17 protein-coding genes are annotated in these 16,528 nt (G+C 42.4%); 11 read left to right on the top strand and 6 right to left on the bottom strand.

The genetic code is table 11. From position 1 onward, the window contains the following. Positions 1 to 39 precede the first annotated feature (39 nt). On the bottom strand, positions 40 to 837 hold the full coding sequence (locus EAG18_RS07980) for a putative porin (RefSeq protein WP_125251844.1): 798 nt from the start codon (positions 835 to 837) through the stop codon (positions 40 to 42). A 189-nt stretch (positions 838 to 1,026) separates the two neighbouring features. On the opposite strand from EAG18_RS07980, the gene EAG18_RS07975 reads away from it, so the two are divergent. From EAG18_RS07975 to EAG18_RS07950, 7 genes are all read left to right on the top strand, one after another. Beyond that, a complete protein-coding gene (locus tag EAG18_RS07975) occupies positions 1,027 to 1,413 on the top strand; it encodes an STAS/SEC14 domain-containing protein (protein WP_125251843.1) in 387 nt (128 codons plus the stop codon). 143 nt (positions 1,414 to 1,556) lie between these two features. After that, the gene (locus tag EAG18_RS07970) at positions 1,557 to 2,249 is read left to right on the top strand and encodes an SDR family oxidoreductase (RefSeq protein ID WP_125251842.1); all 693 of its coding nucleotides are present in this window, start codon (positions 1,557 to 1,559) and stop codon (positions 2,247 to 2,249) included. A 249-nt stretch (positions 2,250 to 2,498) separates the two neighbouring features. Further along, positions 2,499 to 3,155, top strand: a complete 657-nt coding sequence (locus tag EAG18_RS07965) for an ABC transporter ATP-binding protein (protein WP_125251866.1) — start codon at positions 2,499 to 2,501, stop codon at positions 3,153 to 3,155. Continuing rightward, positions 3,148 to 3,933 (top strand): hypothetical protein, encoded by a 786-nt coding sequence (locus tag EAG18_RS22330; RefSeq protein WP_275557250.1) that lies wholly within the window; start codon positions 3,148 to 3,150, stop codon positions 3,931 to 3,933. The genes EAG18_RS07965 and EAG18_RS22330 overlap by 8 nt, the downstream gene beginning before the upstream one ends. A 26-nt stretch (positions 3,934 to 3,959) precedes the next feature. Continuing rightward, the gene (locus EAG18_RS07960; protein ID WP_275557249.1) at positions 3,960 to 5,501 is read left to right on the top strand and encodes an FtsX-like permease family protein; all 1,542 of its coding nucleotides are present in this window, start codon (positions 3,960 to 3,962) and stop codon (positions 5,499 to 5,501) included. Further along, positions 5,491 to 6,561 (top strand): lipocalin-like domain-containing protein, encoded by a 1,071-nt coding sequence (locus tag EAG18_RS07955; RefSeq protein ID WP_125251841.1) that lies wholly within the window; start codon positions 5,491 to 5,493, stop codon positions 6,559 to 6,561. The genes EAG18_RS07960 and EAG18_RS07955 overlap by 11 nt, the downstream gene beginning before the upstream one ends. Positions 6,562 to 6,834: 273 nt before the next feature. Continuing rightward, positions 6,835 to 7,521: a porin gene (locus EAG18_RS07950; protein ID WP_125251840.1), complete on the top strand. Its 687-nt coding sequence runs from the start codon at positions 6,835 to 6,837 to the stop codon at positions 7,519 to 7,521. 85 nt (positions 7,522 to 7,606) lie between these two features. On the opposite strand, the gene EAG18_RS07945 is transcribed toward EAG18_RS07950, so the two are convergent. From EAG18_RS07945 to EAG18_RS07935, 3 genes are read right to left on the bottom strand one after another with little or no spacing between them, the layout of a single operon-like run. Continuing rightward, the gene (locus EAG18_RS07945; protein ID WP_125251839.1) at positions 7,607 to 8,107 is read right to left on the bottom strand and encodes a GNAT family N-acetyltransferase; all 501 of its coding nucleotides are present in this window, start codon (positions 8,105 to 8,107) and stop codon (positions 7,607 to 7,609) included. Further along, the gene (locus EAG18_RS07940; protein ID WP_125251838.1) at positions 8,107 to 9,441 is read right to left on the bottom strand and encodes an FAD-dependent oxidoreductase; all 1,335 of its coding nucleotides are present in this window, start codon (positions 9,439 to 9,441) and stop codon (positions 8,107 to 8,109) included. The genes EAG18_RS07945 and EAG18_RS07940 overlap by 1 nt, the downstream gene beginning before the upstream one ends. 1 nt (position 9,442) lies before the next feature. Then, positions 9,443 to 10,000, bottom strand: a complete 558-nt coding sequence (locus tag EAG18_RS07935; protein ID WP_125251837.1) for a GNAT family N-acetyltransferase — start codon at positions 9,998 to 10,000, stop codon at positions 9,443 to 9,445. A 214-nt stretch (positions 10,001 to 10,214) separates the two neighbouring features. On the opposite strand from EAG18_RS07935, the gene EAG18_RS07930 reads away from it, so the two are divergent. The 3 genes from EAG18_RS07930 to EAG18_RS07920 all read left to right on the top strand — a co-directional run bounded on the left by EAG18_RS07930 (position 10,215) and on the right by EAG18_RS07920 (position 13,238). After that, the gene (locus EAG18_RS07930) at positions 10,215 to 11,648 is read left to right on the top strand and encodes a chitinase (protein WP_125251836.1); all 1,434 of its coding nucleotides are present in this window, start codon (positions 10,215 to 10,217) and stop codon (positions 11,646 to 11,648) included. A gap of 131 nt (positions 11,649 to 11,779) precedes the next feature. Further along, positions 11,780 to 12,979, top strand: coding sequence for an RsmB/NOP family class I SAM-dependent RNA methyltransferase (locus EAG18_RS07925; RefSeq protein WP_125251835.1), 1,200 nt, complete (start codon positions 11,780 to 11,782; stop codon positions 12,977 to 12,979). A 19-nt stretch (positions 12,980 to 12,998) separates the two neighbouring features. Continuing rightward, positions 12,999 to 13,238, top strand: coding sequence for a DUF2999 family protein (locus EAG18_RS07920; RefSeq protein WP_125251834.1), 240 nt, complete (start codon positions 12,999 to 13,001; stop codon positions 13,236 to 13,238). Positions 13,239 to 13,297: 59 nt separating this feature from the next. Here EAG18_RS07920 and EAG18_RS07915 read toward each other — a convergent pair whose 3' ends face one another. Together EAG18_RS07915 and EAG18_RS07910 are read right to left on the bottom strand one after the other, a co-directional pair. Further along, the gene (locus EAG18_RS07915; RefSeq protein WP_125251833.1) at positions 13,298 to 14,056 is read right to left on the bottom strand and encodes a DUF3667 domain-containing protein; all 759 of its coding nucleotides are present in this window, start codon (positions 14,054 to 14,056) and stop codon (positions 13,298 to 13,300) included. 41 nt (positions 14,057 to 14,097) lie between these two features. Beyond that, on the bottom strand, positions 14,098 to 15,096 hold the full coding sequence (locus EAG18_RS07910; protein ID WP_125251832.1) for a WD40 repeat domain-containing protein: 999 nt from the start codon (positions 15,094 to 15,096) through the stop codon (positions 14,098 to 14,100). 359 nt (positions 15,097 to 15,455) lie between these two features. On the opposite strand from EAG18_RS07910, the gene EAG18_RS07905 reads away from it, so the two are divergent. Then, entirely contained in the window at positions 15,456 to 16,340 is an 885-nt protein-coding gene (locus tag EAG18_RS07905) for a DMT family transporter (protein ID WP_125251831.1), read from the top strand. The last annotated feature ends 188 nt before the right edge of the window (positions 16,341 to 16,528 follow it).

Here is a 16,528-nt window from a genome sequence, read left to right as displayed (position 1 = left end):
TATCAATGAGGTACTGGTGTACCTCAATATTGTGTCAACTTAGAACTGTGCAACAAAAGTTAGGTTGCTTGTTTCGCCGCCATCTGTGTCAACAACACTACCTGTAAGGTAGTAAGTGTCATTGAAGAAGTACTTCGCTTCCACCGCTAAGTCTGAGTCATATGAGCCAAGACCAAGTGCAAAGTTACGAGTGAAGTAGTAGTTTGCTAGTACATTCGTCACATTGTCATCAAAGCCTTCGATGTCAATGCGGTTATGTTCCACGTCGATTGTGAAGTAGCTTTCGCCACCCACGTGCATCAAATAACGAGCACTTAGGTTTAGGTAATCAAACTCATCTTCGGTTTCAATGGTAAAACCAATATAATCTGTAGAGTTGAGCTCATGGTTATATTCTGCTTTGAACCAAGTTGTATCACCATGTTCGAACTCTTCCTGACGAATACTTAGCTTTAGGTTCTCGTTATATAAGTAACCAAAGCCAAAAGAGTAATGATCGTCAGCTTCACCAAGATCTGAAATGCTACCAGTAACAAACCACTCTTTAGTGATAAAACCTTCACCGTGAGCAGAAAAGGCATTTGAGAAATCATCGTTGGCATAGCTTAGGCCAACATTACTGTCTGTATCTAGGTAGCCAAAGCCATCCCATACGCCAACTGATTCTTGAGGTGCGAAAAAGTAATCAGAAGAAAGCATCAGTAGGCTGTTATCGGAGCTATCGTAGTCTGTGTAACTAGCAGCGTTGAACCACTCTTTTTGAACGTTTCCTGCGTTAGCTTGAGCGGTCGCTGAAACAAGTAGTGAAACAGCTGCGATAGATAGTAGTTTTTTCATGTTCATCCCTTTAATTTCCATATATTGAGCTACATCAACTCAACGGCGCGCATAGTAGTACTAGAAATCTGAACAGGAACTGACAGGAGTCAAAAATTTATGAATTGGCGTAAATGCTCAGCTTTACATATGCTTTAGTTGGATTTGCAACTTCGGTTTTAGCTGGTTTACATGTTAATAGGAAGCGTAATGTCAGACTCGTTTCATGGTATTTCTATAGGCACTGAGAGGCGTCAAAGCGATATCTACTTAACCTTAACACTCAGCGGTAAACTTACCCATGAAGATTACATTACTATTACGCCTATTATTGAAGAGGTTATAAAAACGGTAAAGTCGCCACAGGTGTATGCACTAATTGATGCAATTGACTTTAAAGGCTGGGAGCTTAGAGCAATGTGGGACGATTTTCAGATAGTATTATCTCACAGCCACGAGTTTAAAAGAGTGGCCATTTATGGTGGCAAAAAGTGGCATCGTCTTGCTGCATTGATTGTTAATTGGGTTATAAGTGGGGAGGTAAAATATTTTCGAGATAAAAATCAGGCAATACTTTGGATTGAAAACAAATCATAGCCATACACAAAACGGTAATACATTGATGCGCAATGATGAATACAGAAATGCCATTTGTCTAAAAAGTGGATTATCCAGTTGCTCATCATGTATAGTGAATAAACACCAGCGGCTTTTATCTGAATGGCTTGGGAGTTGACTCTGTGAAAACAATACTGATAACAGGTGCTAATCGTGGGATTGGACTTGCGTTAACTAAGGTCTACCTGCAATCGGGGTGGCATGTGCTGGCAACATGTAGAGATCCGCTAGCTGCAACTGACTTAAATGCGTTATCTGCGACGTTTCCTGAACTTCAGGTGTTCGCACTAGATGTCACTAATTTTGATCAAATGACGGAGTTGAGCGAAAAGCTTGCGCCAGTTGCCATTGATATTGTCGTTAATAATGCTGGCATATATGGACCAAAGGGTTACGCCTTTGGAGAAACAGATATTGAAGCGTGGCGTGAGGTGATGGAGGTCAATGTCTTTGCTACCATGCGACTTGCTGAGCTTTTTTATACCCACTTAAGTAACTCAACAGAAAAAATATTTGCCGCGGTGTCATCCAAAGTTGGTAGCCACACAATGAATACCAAAGGCGGTGGATATATTTATCGCAGCTCCAAAGCTGCAGTGAACTCAGTGATTAAAAGCTTATCAAATGATTTACTGGTTGATGGGATCCGTACCGTTGCATTGCACCCTGGTTGGGTTCAAACAGACATGGGGGGAGCTGAGGCACCGGTTACACCAGAGGAGTCGGCTGCTGGGCTTTATAGCGTGTTATCACATTTTGTTGATGCACAAAGTGGCGGCTTTTATGACTACAAAGGAGATGCAATTCCTTGGTGATCGCCGCATAAGTTATGTTTAATAACAACTAGCCTTAATACGTGCTCAATTTGAAGGAGTAAATCTGAAGCCTAATTGCGTTAAAAATTTCTATTTAGAACAACTAAATAGAAATTCTTGCATTGCTTACATAACATAAATACCTTGGCGTGAGCAGGGCGTGGAGCGGTGCTATCGACAAGATTTTCTCGCTTCAAAATAGTAGACCACTTAATTAAAATAATTAGTATAAGAAAGGAATATGTGTCTGTGGTAGAAGTACAAAATGTTGTCTTCTCTCGTCGTGACGGAGAGTCTCGCAGAGAAATTTTAAGTGATCTTAATCTTAGTATTGGTAAAAATGAGCAAGTGGCAGTGGTAGGAGATAGCGGCTCTGGCAAAACCACATTGATCCATTTAATAGGTGGGCTACTCAGGCCTGACAGTGGCAGCATCATTATCGACGGCCAAGATATTACCAAATTTAACGACACAGCGCAGGCCAGATACCGCAGAAGTCTGGGCATGATATTCCAGCATTATCAACTACTATCAGTACTCAACGTATACGACAATATTACTTTCCAAGCACAGCTCAACAATATAAAACTAGCACCACAGACAGTCAAAACACTTGCTTCACGCTTGGGGATTGCAGATAAACTCAATGCCTTACCACATCAATTATCTGGTGGGGAGCAACAGCGAGTAGGTATTGCACGGGCTATGTTGAATAAACCTCAGTTGCTATTAGCAGATGAGCCTACAGGCAATTTAGATGCAGCCAAAAGCGAAGAAGTTGTGTCACTTTTACGTCAGCTATGCCAAGAGCAGTCGGTGAACCTGATTATGGTTACTCACAGCCAACACCTTGCCAATAGCCTAGATAGAAAAGTGACCATTGAGAATAAGCGCGCTTATGGTTAAGCACTCTCAGTTAAACATGGCCTTACCTACAGCGCTTGAAATTAGATTAATACTGGGGGTTTTTTTCCAGTTTTATCGCCGACACCTTTGGCTCTTTTTCCTGTTTGTTCTTGGTTTGTCGCTGGGGAGTGCGTTATTAGGTGCAATCCAAGGGCTGAATCAAGAAGCGAGTAACCGCTACCACCAAACCAGTGCGTTGATAAATAATCCAATCAGTCACTTTGTGAGGCCAATTCACGGTAGTAAAACACTTGAAGCGACTATTTGGCAGACGCTACGAAAAGCAGGTGTACGTTCTGCTGAGCCGGTTGCTGAAGGAGTGGTCACAGTAGTCGAAGGTCAAAAAGTACGTATAAAAGGTGTAAATACTCTTCAGTGGCTTGGCAAAGGGAGTCAGCCAGACCGTCAACAAAATCAAAATCCTAGTATGCAGTTTGGTTTTAACACTATTTATATCTCCAATGCCTTGGCGGAGCGCTTCTCCTTGAAGCAGTATCAAAGTATGCAAATTGCCGGTGTTGATTGTGTGTTTGTCGTATTACCAGGGCTTAGCGGGAATACCGCATTGGCAGACATAGCCTTGGTTGACCGCCTGTTACATTTGGAAGGAAAAATCAGTTACATAGAAATTTCAGACTTTCATTTGAATAGTGCGCAGGTAAACGCCATTATTGCCAACAAAGCGCGACTGCAAAGTGCCGAGGCGCAATCATTCGACTCCCTGTCACAAGCCTTCTTTTTCAATCTCAAAGCGCTTGCGCGCTTGTTGTCGCCGTAAGTATAGAAATAATACTACTTAGCTTTTTGGCAGCATTGCTCGGTGCCGGTATCGCTTTTGTCGGCTCGAATGCTTTGGTGGCAGAAATCACACTCGCACTGAAAGGTCTCTTCGAACTGGACAGGCATTTACCGGTTCATTTTAGTTGGGTGGTCGTTTTACAAGCCTTTATGCTAAATATGTTGGTATTGGCGAGCATTGCTTATGCACAAACCAATGTGTTGACTTTCCATCGTAAGAAAAGATTTCGAGTACTTTGTGTCATAGGAGCTGGACTGATAGCAGGGTACTTCTATATTGGTAGCGATAATCCTTTTTTCGCGCTTGGCCTTTGTGTGTGTTTATTGCTGGTGTTCTTTATTATTACGCCTGTGGTACTGCGAATATCGTTTGCGTGTATACCCACAACCCGGCCATTACTCAAGTGGATGAAAGCTGATAGTCATGAGCAGATCAGAGTATTAACCACAAGCGTCTATGCAGTTTTGCTGGCTGTGGGCACGTCGGTGGGGTTGCAAATTATGGTTGCTAGCTTTAGCACTGCGTTGCAAATTCATTTAGATAGTCGTTTAAGTGCCGAGCTCTATATTCGGCCAAATCATATAGAAAGCTGGCAGTATCAATGGTTATCAGCAAGGCAGGAAGTTGATACTGTGGGTGTTTTTTGGCAAGCAGAAGGCAGTTATCAGCRCAATGATAGTGACCCTAATACACAATCAGTGAGATTAATCAGCTTTGGCTCTCATGCTGATTTACATCAAAATCTTACGTTGCTTTCTGGAGCTCCACCAACTTCAAAAACGCTGTACCACGAAGCCAGCATACCGCGCAGTGGATGCCTTGCTAATGAACCAAGTAAACTATTACATGGCATAAGATTGGGTCAATACGTCACCATCAAACAGGGTGAGCGTCAGATTAACTGCGAAATAACAGGGTTTTACTATGATTATGGTGAGCAGCGCAGTGTTTTTGTGGTGGTTACTACAGCCATTTTACAAGCCAAGTTTAATTACGAGGCTTTTGGCTTCTCATTGCGTTTAAAAGAAGAAGCTGATGAGCTCGGCTTGAAACAGCAACTTTTACAGCAATTTGAGCTTACCGAATCACAAGTTGTTGAAAATCATGTGTTTAAAAAGTATGCGACACAATTATTTGAACATACATTTTACGCGACCAATGCTCTGAACCTGATGATAGTGGTGATTGCTTTATTTGGTCTTTGGGTGTCATTACTCACTTTGGGAGTCAAGCAGGTGCAGCCTTTGGCTGTGCTTAAAACCTTGGGGATCACTACACTACAAGCATTTCAGGTTAAGCTTTCGCAAAGCTCGATTATCTTATTGATAAGCTTGGTATTAGCAATGGTATTAGGTGGGTTATTGGGCTGGGTATTGCTGAAGTTTGTTATGCCTGTTGGGTTTGGCTGGAGCATTCCTTTTTTGATTCCGTATCAAAGTATTATGGTGTTTATCATGAGTATTTACAGTTTAGCCTTGTTGGTAAGTATTGCCCCGCTCATTAAGCTCAGTCGATATGCAGTTGCGGACTTATTACATGAAGACTAGATTGTGTTTATTGTTATTTATATTGGCACTATGTGTGGCTTGTACGCCAGAGCCTGCCGCCGACACCGAGGCTCAAACGCGCTTTTTTAGCCAAGTGCGAGGCACTGCTGTATCACCGGATTATCAGCTACGCTTTCCTCATGATCATGGCAGTCATCCAGATCAAGGTATTGAATGGTGGTATATCACGGCAAATCTTCACAGCGATTTAGGCAAAGCGTTTGGGGTGCAATGGACGTTATTTAGAGTATCCGCCCCAAACACACATTACGCGAGTCATTGGTGGGATGATCAGCTCTACTTTGCGCATTTTGCGATTCAAAATGATGAGTCTCATCAAGCTTATGAGCGTTATGGTCGCGCAGGTCAAATAGAAATCGCGACTACTCCTTTTATTGCCCGCCTTGACGACTGGTATTTAAAAAGTGACTCAAGCGCTTTTTTGCCTCTGTCTCTGCATGCAAGCGAAAGCGGCAACAGTATTAATCTTAAGCTTAATGATAGTCCCTTGGTATTACATGGGGAAAATGGCTATAGCGAAAAGACCGCAGATGGTCATGCATCTATGTATTATAGCTACCCATTTTTAAATGCCTCTGGCACGCTTTACTTTAACGGTGAAAGCCATCAAGTATCAGGTAAAGCTTGGCTTGATAGAGAGTGGTCATCAGCTTTTATAAGTAAAACACAGCGTGGATGGGACTGGTTTAGTATCCGCGCAAAAGACAGCAAACAGGGGGCTCTGATGGTGTTTTGCATTCGTGATAATGAGCAAAGCTATACTGATTGTCGAGGTACCAAGATTGCAAGCGATGGAAAATCGCCACAGCAGATAGAACATAATGAAATTAAACTGACGGTGCTAAAGTCAATACCGCTTGATGGTGTTCATTATCCTTCTAAATGGCAGTTAGAGCTTGATGGTGAGTCACCAATTATCATTGAAGCCATTAATCGAGACTCTAGAAATCAGCTCTCTATCCCCTATTGGGAAGGGCGAGTCAGAACCTCTGGAGGATTTGATGGAGAAGGTTTCGCTGAGCTGGTGGGCTACGAATAAGCGCTAAAAATTATATTGAATCTAAGAAACAGAATAACCTCAGCTACCTTATCTAGTGGTAATGTCTGGTATATTAATTGTGAGCTAAGCAAAATAGCTTATGTCGGTGACGGGTTAATTAGACAAAAGTTGTTACAAAGTGAAGCTGTATTTATTTAAAAGCCTTGTTGTTTTTGCTCGAAAATACAGTAGTATGCGCCGCGAATTGTACCAATATGCGTGACTGTTGGGTGCCGCAAATTGGTATTGCATACGAGCAATATGGAGTAAATCGTGAATTCAGTATTAAAGCAAGTAGTAGCAGTTTCAGCCTTACTAGTATCAACCGCCAGTGCTGCAAACTCAACAGATTTTGTTGAGCTTGKCTATGGTAAAATAACGATTGATAACTTAGATGAGGTAAAACCAGCGGGTGTCGTGGTTACTGCAAATAAGGCTTTTGATGGTTTTTATCTTCAAGGAAGTTATGCGGTACTTAGCGATGATATTAGTCGCTCTCAGCTAGAGGTTCATCACGATATACGTATAAATACAGCCCTAGAGGTGGATACAGATTTAGACTACTTGACCTTGTTGGTAGGGCACCAATTTGATGTTAGTGATGCAGGTTTTATGGATATTTACGGTGGCTACTCAAGGTATGAGGTAGACGTTGAGTATTCAGGTATTACAACAATAGTGCATAACAATGGTCAAGCTTATCAGCAGCAACTTTCAGATAAAGACAGTGATAATAGTGACCACTATCACTTAGAAGCTGCGTATGAGCATGCTTTTGGCGCATTATCTGCGCGCATTGGTCTTGGTGTTGAGCGTATTCAAAACGACGAAAGTGAAACCAACTTTGTATACCTAGCTAAGCTTGGTTACCAGTTTACAGACCGCATTTCAGCTAATATCAGCTACAGAAATGCAGATGAATACGATAACTTCGGTTTGAACTTGCGTTATAGCTTCTAATCAAGTTTATGTAATGATGAGATACAGGTCGTTGTAAAACGAGGCTGTATCTCTGATCCCCTGTATAAGCTTAAAAATGGCGTGTTTAGTCAATCCGACTGGTATAAACATGGTTTGCAATCACTTTGCCATTAAATGAAAAATCAAACTGACCACAGTGAGCTAACCCAAGCTTTTGATAAAATTGATTTGATTCATTCTCTACCCATGTGTACAGCCAATATTTTTCACCTAGATCGGCACATGCGGCCGTGATGAGTTGCGAGCCGGCTCCCTTACCATGCCATCTTCTTAATACATAAAGCTTTTCAATCTCGAATCCAAGATCTTGGTCGCCGTATTGTGAAGACCTGTTAGCTTGAATGTATCCCTGTATTGCACCATCATGCTCAGCAACATAAATGCTGATTTCATCACGTTGTAACAAAGCTAAAAAATATGCTTGTGTAAAGGTGGTAAGTGCATAGTCGGCATATTCTTGTTTTACTCCCTCTAACGCATACGTGTCGAGCCACACCTGAATAGATAAGGCTGCGAGCGAGGCGGCGTCGCATGGTCGGGCTGGACGAATTTGGAAGTAGTACATTATCCTAGTTTATCCATTATTTGTGCGTATTGGTAATAAGCGAGCTGGCCAAATCGACGTAATTGTGGCAGCGGAAATGTGGGTAGCGGTTTAGTATAAATAGGTAGATTAGGTACAGGTTGTCCCATTAACTTTTCAGCAAGGCGTTTACTGGCCTGCGCACTAAATGCCACTCCTGAGCCACAGTAGCCGAGTATGTAACCGGTGTTATTTTCAGTATAAATATGTGGAATATCATCAAGCGCTGCCGCAATATAACCACTCCAGAAATAATCTACTGTAAATGGCAGTTGTGCAAAGCAATCTTTAAGCGCCGTCTGTAAGTTGTGTTGATACTTTAAGTTATCTTGACTGCGCCCAAATACAGCACCACGCCCACCAAATAAAATGCGATTATCTGGAAGTCGGCGGTAATAATACTTGAGTCGCCGGGTATCCATGACGACTTGCTCAGTGAATAGACCATGGGCATTTAACACGTCATCACTAAGAGGGTTGGTAACAATAATACTGCTTAAGATCGGCAAATAACGACCTTGTGTTAAAGGAGATAAGTTGCGTTGGCTATAGGCATTTGCTGCAATCACCACTTTATCTGCTGATACCTTGTGACCATTAACTTCTAAATGGTGTTTACCATTTGGGCTTTGGTGGTGTGTGACCAAGCTATTTTCGTATATCTTTACTCCGGCTTGCTGTGCCATCGCTTTGTAACCCATTAATAATTTTAATGGATGGACACCAAAGGCATTATCAAAACGCAGTGCGCCAAATCCCTGTTGATTACGCATATAAGCGTCACGGAGTTGTTGCTGGTCAAGCAGTTGGTGTTTGTTACAGCCCACTGTGGAATTTAAGTACTCAGACTGCGCCTTTAAAAGCGAAAATGCTTGCTGATTATGTGCTACTTTAAGGTAACCTGACGCTTGGGTATTACACTCAATGTGGTTCACTTTGATATGATCACGCACTCTATCTACCGCATCATTATATTCTTGGTAGATGGATTTACTGATGTCTACACCATATCTTTTAGCAATCTGAGAATAACCTAAACGTCCTGTACTTGGTAAAACAAACCCTGCGTTTCTTGCGCTTGCACCAAAGCCAATTTGGTTGGCTTCAAATAATGCCACACTTTGCTGAAAGGTAGTCGCTAGATGATAAGCTGTCAGTAATCCAGTAAAGCCGCCGCCAATGACTGCCACATCAACCTGCAAGGGACTATCAAGTGCTGTGGATGGCTCACCGATGTCGCAGGTTGCAGCCCAGTAACTCTTGGCAAAAGCTTGCCCCTGACAATGTGGCTGGGTTAGAGGATCAAATCCGGACATACTAAAACTCCAGCACCATTTCTGCCGCTTGGCAGTGGCACTGTGCGCCACAAATAGTGCAGACATAACCATGATAGATACAATCGTCTAGCCATTTGTCATCGTGTACTTTGATGAGTTTACCACCTGCTTTAGTGAAGTATTTTACTGCGCCATTGCCTGGGCTTTGCTTCCATAGGTGAGAAACACCGGCTTTTGCACCTTGTTGTTTTAGTGCTGCCACTGCATGGCTTAATAATTGTGGTCCTATACCTTGCCCCTGTGCATTGGGCGAGATAGCAATACACTTAAAGTAAGCCATATCATTTTCATCAACCGGCCATAGTGTTGGCGAGCTCCATTTGTCAATTGGCCATTGTCCGGCACTGTAGGTGGTTCTAAAACCAAGTAGTTCACCATTCTCGCCCAGCGCAACAAAAGAAGCATTGATACCGTTTTTACAACCTTTTTGGTACATCTGTTCGATACCGGTTTCATCTAAGTAGTTATCACCATGAACGAGGTTACCAAGCTCAATAACGGGTAAGAAATGCTCTGGTTGCAAGGGAGTGATTTTCATAAGAAGCTCTATTGTTGTTATTTATAATCAATTTTTATTAGCGTTGGCCTTAGCATATCACGTTGACTGACGTACCAAAAAGTCTTGGTCGTGCTCATTTTTTGAGACTCTGTTATTGAGCTTCGGATCGTTAAATTTGACAGCGATGTCATTTTGTTAATAATTGTTAAGTTAGTGGGTTCCACTATTAACAACAACGTGTAAAGGAAAAAACATGAAAACGCTTAAATTAGCAACAGCAATTTCGCTGGCTATTACTGCAAGTCAAGCAATAGCTATGAGTCCGCAACCAGATCCGCAAAACCCGGGGGGCTATATCGTGTCGCGAGTAGAGCTTTCTGCAACTGAGGGCGCAAAAACAAACAATCCAATGTATGCAATCTGGTCCAAGGCACTAGAAACTCTAGATAACACAATCGTTGAGGGAATTGCTCCTAACCTTGCTAGTAATCCCAATAACGTTAAGCGAGCTGAGCGTGTCTTTGGTGAAGCACAATGGCAATTTTTAACCCAAATGGCTGCGCCTGAATACACATATACCCGTTTTTTACGTGCTATTGGTAAGTTTCCTGCTTTTTGCGGCGACTACACCGATGGTCGCGATGCTGATGCAATCTGTAAACGCTCAATCGTCACCGCTTTTGCGCACTTCGCCCAAGAAACTGGAGGCCACATTGCCAAAGATAATATTTCTGATAACCCATTAGGTCTTGAAGAGTGGCAACAAGCCTTGGTACATGTGCGTGAAATGGGGTGGTCAGAAGGAGAGGTTGGTTATACTACAGGGTGTGGTCAAAATGATTGGCAGAATCGTCGCTGGCCCTGTGGCACTGGGCAAGGTTACTTTGGTCGTGGTGCAAAGCAGCTGTCTTATCACTTTAATTACGGTGCGTTCAGTGAAGTCATGTTTAATGGCGACGCCACTGTATTGCTTAATAACCCAGGTTTAGTTGCTGATTCTTGGCTAAATTTAGCGTCCGCAATTTGGTTTTTCTTAACTCCTCAAGCACCAAAGCCGGCGATGCTGCATGTGATTGACAAAACTTGGGTGCCGTCACAGCGTGAGTTAAATGCAGGGATTGGTTATGGTTTTGGTACCACTATTAATATTATTAATGGTGGTATCGAGTGCGGAGCACAAAACCGTGACAAAGGTCAACCTGTTAACCGCATCCGTTATTGGGAAGGGCTATCACATCACTATAATATTGCCATTGCAGCGGATGAAGAAAACACCTGCTGGCAGCAAACCCCTTATGGTAGCTTAAATTTAGATGGCGCAACTGACGTACTATACACCAACTGGGAAGGAGACTGGACATATTACGCAGACCGCCCCGGAGGCTATTCTTTCGAGTGTAAACTTGTTGGGTATCAAACGGCTTATTCGGCACTTGTACCAGGAGACTACGAAAAATGCGTGACAAACTTTTACCAATCCCACGCAAGTTGGCCTCAAGTTCGAGTGGTTGACGACTTACCTACAACCCCTGTTGAGCCGCCTGTGGGTGGTGTACCAGCTTGGGATGCTGATAAAGTCTACTTAAAAGGCGACCGTGCCAGCTACAATGGCGTGATATATGAAGCTAAATGGTGGACCAAAGGGAATATTCCAGCAGCTGACGGCCCTTGGTTAGCTGTTAAATAACACGGCAGTCGTTGTGGAGCGCATTATTTTGCTCCACAACTTCAAGATTCTCAGCAAAGATCACAAACTCCAATTGAAGCCCTTCTGTAGGCACGCTAAAATAGTATTTTAGCAATAACCGAGACCATATTGTGTCTGTAACTCGCGCATTAGTTCAAACTTTATCTGAGTGCATTGAACATGTACTTGACACCTCCCTCCATGCCGATAAAGCATTAACTCAACTACTGCAAAATAACCCGCAGTGGAGCCTTGATGAAAGGCAGTATGTAGTGAGTAACTATTACCATATTTTCCGCTTTAAACGATTACTGACTTACTTGCTTGAGCATGAGAATTTACCATTAGATGGGTTTGGCTATTGGTTGACTTGTCAAGTTGTAACTAAGCAGGCGTTGCCGGAGTGGGTAGATACCGAGCGTTATCATGTCGAGCGTTTACAAAGCTTGATAGAGCAGGCCCCCGAATCTATTCGTCTGTCATTGCCGGATTGGCTCAATGAAGTGGCGCATATACAGCTCGGTGAAAAATGGCAGGTGATTGCCAACGCGCTTAATCAAAGTGCTCAGCAATATTTGCGAGTCAATACTCTCAAAAGTGATATTGCAACGGTTACAGCATCTTTAGCAAAAGAAGGGATCAAGGTTTCAAACGTTGAACTTGATGCGCATATTGCCTTAAAAGTGGAGTCAAATAGCCATTTGTTTCGCTCTCAAGCATTTCAGTCCGGATGGTTTGAAATGCAAGATGCAGGCTCTCAGCAGATAGCACCATTTTTAGATGTGAAACCTGGACATAAAGTGGTGGACGCATGTGCTGGAGCTGGTGGAAAGAGCTTGCACTTAGCTGCATTGATGGAAAACAAAGGTCGATTACTGTCGTTGGATATTCATGAGCATAAACTTGAAACGCTAAAGCAACGGGCGAAACGCGCAGGGGTTCATGTTGCTGAGACCCGCGTTATTCAAAATAACAAAACCATCAAACGACAAAAAGAAAAGTTTGATCGTGTTTTGTTGGACGTACCTTGCTCAGGTTTAGGTGTACTAAAGCGAAACCCAGATGCAAAGTGGCACTTGAATTCGCAAAATTTAGACACACTTATTGATTTACAAACAGATATTCTGGCGCGCTACAGTCAAATGTGCAAAGTGGGCGGTAAATTAGTCTATGCAACTTGCTCTATTCTACCCGCTGAAAATGAGCAACAGGTTGAACGCTTTTTGGAGAACAACCCCAACTGGCAACTAGAAGACTCACTTTGCTTACTTCCGGGAATAAATTCGGAATTTGATGGTTTTTATGCCGCACGATTAGTAAAAAACAGTTAGGAAACAAGATGAATCCAATATTGCATTACTTAAAGAGCACAATATTTCAGACGAGCAAATTGAAGCGGTGTTTACCCAGCTGACGGAAAACCCAATGATGGCAATGGCAACAATTCAGCAATTAGGTATTCCACCTGAAAAGCTTCAACAATTAATGGGTTTAGTAATGCAAAATCCTGCATTGATCAAAGAAGCGGTCGATGAATTAGGTCTGGATTTTGAAAAAGTTGAGGCTGCAAAAGCCCAGCTAAAACAGTAGTGTTAATGGCTAGACAAGCTCAGCCTTGTCTAGCCTAGCTAAATTAATTCACATACCGCTCAAATCTTGTGAGTAAAACCACTGTATACACCAAATAAAAATGTGAGCATTGCAGAAAATAGTGTCGAGCCTATCGCGTAGGCAAGTATTGCCTTACCCCAATTTTTCCACTTTGCCAGCTCATTTCCCGCCATTTTATAGTTAAGTATTATGCTGTACAAAGCAGAAAATAAGAGCGAAAGAATAGCGTAAAGCTGCTCGCTGAAGACCTCTAGCATGAGTGGAATAGAGAATATCATTGCGCTTAGGGTTAGGATGAGTAGGTGTCCTATGGTGTACTCCAGCATTGTGTAGGGCGCAGAGCGATACACTAGCTTAGAGGCTAATCCGAGTAAGAATGCCAGTATAAAAACGCGATAAATGTGCGTTGCTTCATATAGTGCGATTTCAGATTGCCATTTGAGCTGTTCTTTCGATTCCAAAAGTTGACTGCTGGGCATGAAGCTGGTTTCAAGTAGATGTGAGACAAGCACGATCACGGTGAGTAGAATAAAACTAAACTTGAAGGGATTACCAAAGCGACTCCTCTGTCCATTCAAGTATCCAATAATGGTGCTAAAGGGTTGCAATAGCAGCCCAAAAAGCAATCTAAAAAATGGTGACTCTAAGTCGAATAATGCACTTTGAAGTAGTACACCTAAGTGTTTGAAAGTGAGCCTTGAGGCTCTTTTTTGTCCACAACTTGAGCAGTATTCGCCAGCTAACGGTGTGTGGCAGTTTAAACAGTGCGATTGGTTTTCGAAGTTTAGGTGATCCATACGATTTTTTATTATTTTTTACTTATAACGAATGCTACCTTTTATTGTCTCTTAGGAGCAAACAAAATGGGTGTCACAGCCCACTTTTCAAGCATACCATCCGAACTAATTGTTGTAAGCACGTTACTATCGGAGAGGTGGAAGTCATAAACGGTACTGCCAGCGCTTCGTTGTGCGATTGGCCAGCTTATGATTTCTGTTCCAGATACAAGTTCCCATAACGAGATATAGGCTTTGGATGAAGTTGTTAACAAAAACTCATCGCTAACTAGAAATTGGGCACCGCGAAAAAACTTGAAGCGTTGAGGGTAGGAGAGTGATAAAACAGGCTCGCCAGAACGAGTATCAATGAGCTCCTGTGCTTGGAGGGCGTCTGAAATAAACAGTCTATTTTCATTTTGTGATAAAGCTAAACTGGTAATTCGGTGAGGAAGCGCATAGTCTATCTTGATTTCTTTACTCTGTAATTCAAGCCTCTTAGCATGACCATCTAAAGAGGCAGAGTAGAGAGAGGTTAAATTCCGATTAAAAATCAAATGTGTGACGCTGCTTTCATGAAGGTGTATTTTAGTGATAGTTTGTTTATCTAAACTCAACAGCAGTACGCTGCCGTCATTGTAGCCAAGGGCAATAAGCTGCTCATCGCTGGACCACTGTGCCTTCGTAATACGAATAAATGAGTCAAATTCAGGTAATGAATAGCTTACTACCTCGTTCGTGTGTAATTGCCAGATGTTGAGTTGCGTGTCTGAAATACTAACAACACTTCGCTTGCTCGGCGCTATTAAAGCGTCACGAAAAGTAAGTTGGTATTTACTGCCTTCAATCTGTTTCATGAGCTGTTGGCTTTGGTTATCCCACACTTGTAGTAAATGATCGTCAATAAGTAGTAAGGTTAATGCTGCATCATGAGAGAGCGTCGCAAGATTAACAGGTAATTGAGTTAACTGTACCTGTGTTATCGGTTCTATAGCCTGCTTTTTGCTGCATCCAGCTAGAATAAGCAAAGTAATCATACATATATAAAAATAACGTCTCATTCTGTGCTCTTTCCGCTTTTCTCTTTTTTATCAAGGGTAGTCTTAACCATAACCTGAGCTTAAGGCAATTACAGTCTCTTTAGCTAGCAATGCGTGCAGGTGTCTGGGTGCAAGAGCACCGTGCTCTACAAAATTCGCTTATCTAGAATAAGACAATCATTTAACGTGATTGTAAAAAAATGAGTTAACTTATTTTATCCCACTCTCAGATTACGTAAATAAATGGCCACTTCACTTAGCAAGCTGGCTATAAAAGTTGTGTAACGCGCACTTGCTAATTTGAGTGCCAAAAATGGCTTGTGCTCGATTACCGTATCGGCTTATGGTAGCTGCTCATTAGTATTTTTCTGGAGTTTATCGTGAAAGGATTATTGGGATTAGTACTATTAGCTGCAATTTGGGGGGGCTCTTTTTTATTTATGAAGCTAGCCGCGAGCGAGCTAGGGCCCGCTGTACTGATTGAATTTAGGGTGATATTAGGTGCTGTTACACTGAGTGTGGTGGCATTACTGCTGAAGCGCAATTTGCATTTTTGGCGCTATAAAAAACATTTTCTAATCTTAGGCATGTTCAATTCAGCAATCCCTTTTATGTTGTTTGCATATGCTGTGCAAACGCTTGATGCGTCAATGGTATCTATCTTAAATTCAACTGCGCCATTTTGGGGAGTGGTAATTGGAGCATTATGGTTAAAAGTGCCAACGCATAAGTCGGTATGGATGGGGTGTGGGTTTGGCCTTGCCGGTGTTGTTACGTTAGTGGGGTTTGATAGCGCAGTACTCAAAGAAGGTGCATGGTTGCCTATTTTAGCGGCATTGTGTGCGACACTGAGCTATGCGGGCGCATCGCACTACACAAAACGTGCACCACAGATGACTTCATTTAATCATGCTCATGGCAATTTGTGGGGAGCTGCCATATTTGTTTTACCTTTCATATTCTTTCTGCCGATAAGAGAAACTCCCAACTCAACCGTGATAAGTGCGGTCGTTGGGCTTGGTATTATTTGCACAGGGATTGCGTATATTTTGTATTTCAAGCTTGTAGAAGAGTTAGGCGCGGCTTCGGCGCTATCAGTGACCTTTCTGATCCCGGTTTTTGGCATTTTATGGGGACATCTATTTCTTGATGAAAAAATAGGTATAAACACCATTTTAGGCAGCGTATTAGTGCTAGTTGGTGTGAGTTTAGTAACAGGGCTGCATGAAAAGCTGTTTACGTTAAAGAGGTTAAAAGCATCATAGTTGCTCCAAGATACAGTGATGTTAGCAATACTACGATGTTTTTATACATATTCAATTTAAGGCTTTAGCCGCGTTAAGCGTTTTTTAGCTTATACCAATTATCTTAATTAAGTGGTCTATTTTGAGGCGAGAAAATCTTGTCGATAACAGGACGCGGGAGCGGTGTTATTCCCAAAACTGCCTGGCTA

It is taken from the genome of Pseudoalteromonas sp. J010, assembly GCF_003934235.1.
Lineage (GTDB): Bacteria > Pseudomonadota > Gammaproteobacteria > Enterobacterales > Alteromonadaceae > Pseudoalteromonas > Pseudoalteromonas peptidolytica.
Note: the sequence above shows the minus strand (reverse complement) of the source record. Positions and strands in the feature narration are given on the sequence as shown.

Bases quoted from the DNA above. Each gene is read 5' to 3' on its own strand.
- EAG18_RS07980 (WP_125251844.1), bottom strand. From the start codon at position 837: ATGAAAAAACTACTATCTATCGCAGCTGTTTCACTACTTGTTTCAGCG.
- EAG18_RS07975 (WP_125251843.1), top strand. From the start codon at position 1,027: ATGTCAGACTCGTTTCATGGTATTTCTATAGGCACTGAGAGGCGTCAA.
- EAG18_RS22330 (WP_275557250.1), top strand. From the start codon at position 3,148: ATGGTTAAGCACTCTCAGTTAAACATGGCCTTACCTACAGCGCTTGAA.
- EAG18_RS07955 (WP_125251841.1), top strand. From the start codon at position 5,491: ATGAAGACTAGATTGTGTTTATTGTTATTTATATTGGCACTATGTGTG.
- EAG18_RS07945 (WP_125251839.1), bottom strand. From the start codon at position 8,107: ATGTACTACTTCCAAATTCGTCCAGCCCGACCATGCGACGCCGCCTCG.
- EAG18_RS07940 (WP_125251838.1), bottom strand. From the start codon at position 9,441: ATGTCCGGATTTGATCCTCTAACCCAGCCACATTGTCAGGGGCAAGCT.
- EAG18_RS07935 (WP_125251837.1), bottom strand. From the start codon at position 10,000: ATGAAAATCACTCCCTTGCAACCAGAGCATTTCTTACCCGTTATTGAG.
- EAG18_RS07930 (WP_125251836.1), top strand. From the start codon at position 10,215: ATGAAAACGCTTAAATTAGCAACAGCAATTTCGCTGGCTATTACTGCA.
- EAG18_RS07915 (WP_125251833.1), bottom strand. From the start codon at position 14,056: ATGGATCACCTAAACTTCGAAAACCAATCGCACTGTTTAAACTGCCAC.
- EAG18_RS07910 (WP_125251832.1), bottom strand. From the start codon at position 15,096: ATGAGACGTTATTTTTATATATGTATGATTACTTTGCTTATTCTAGCT.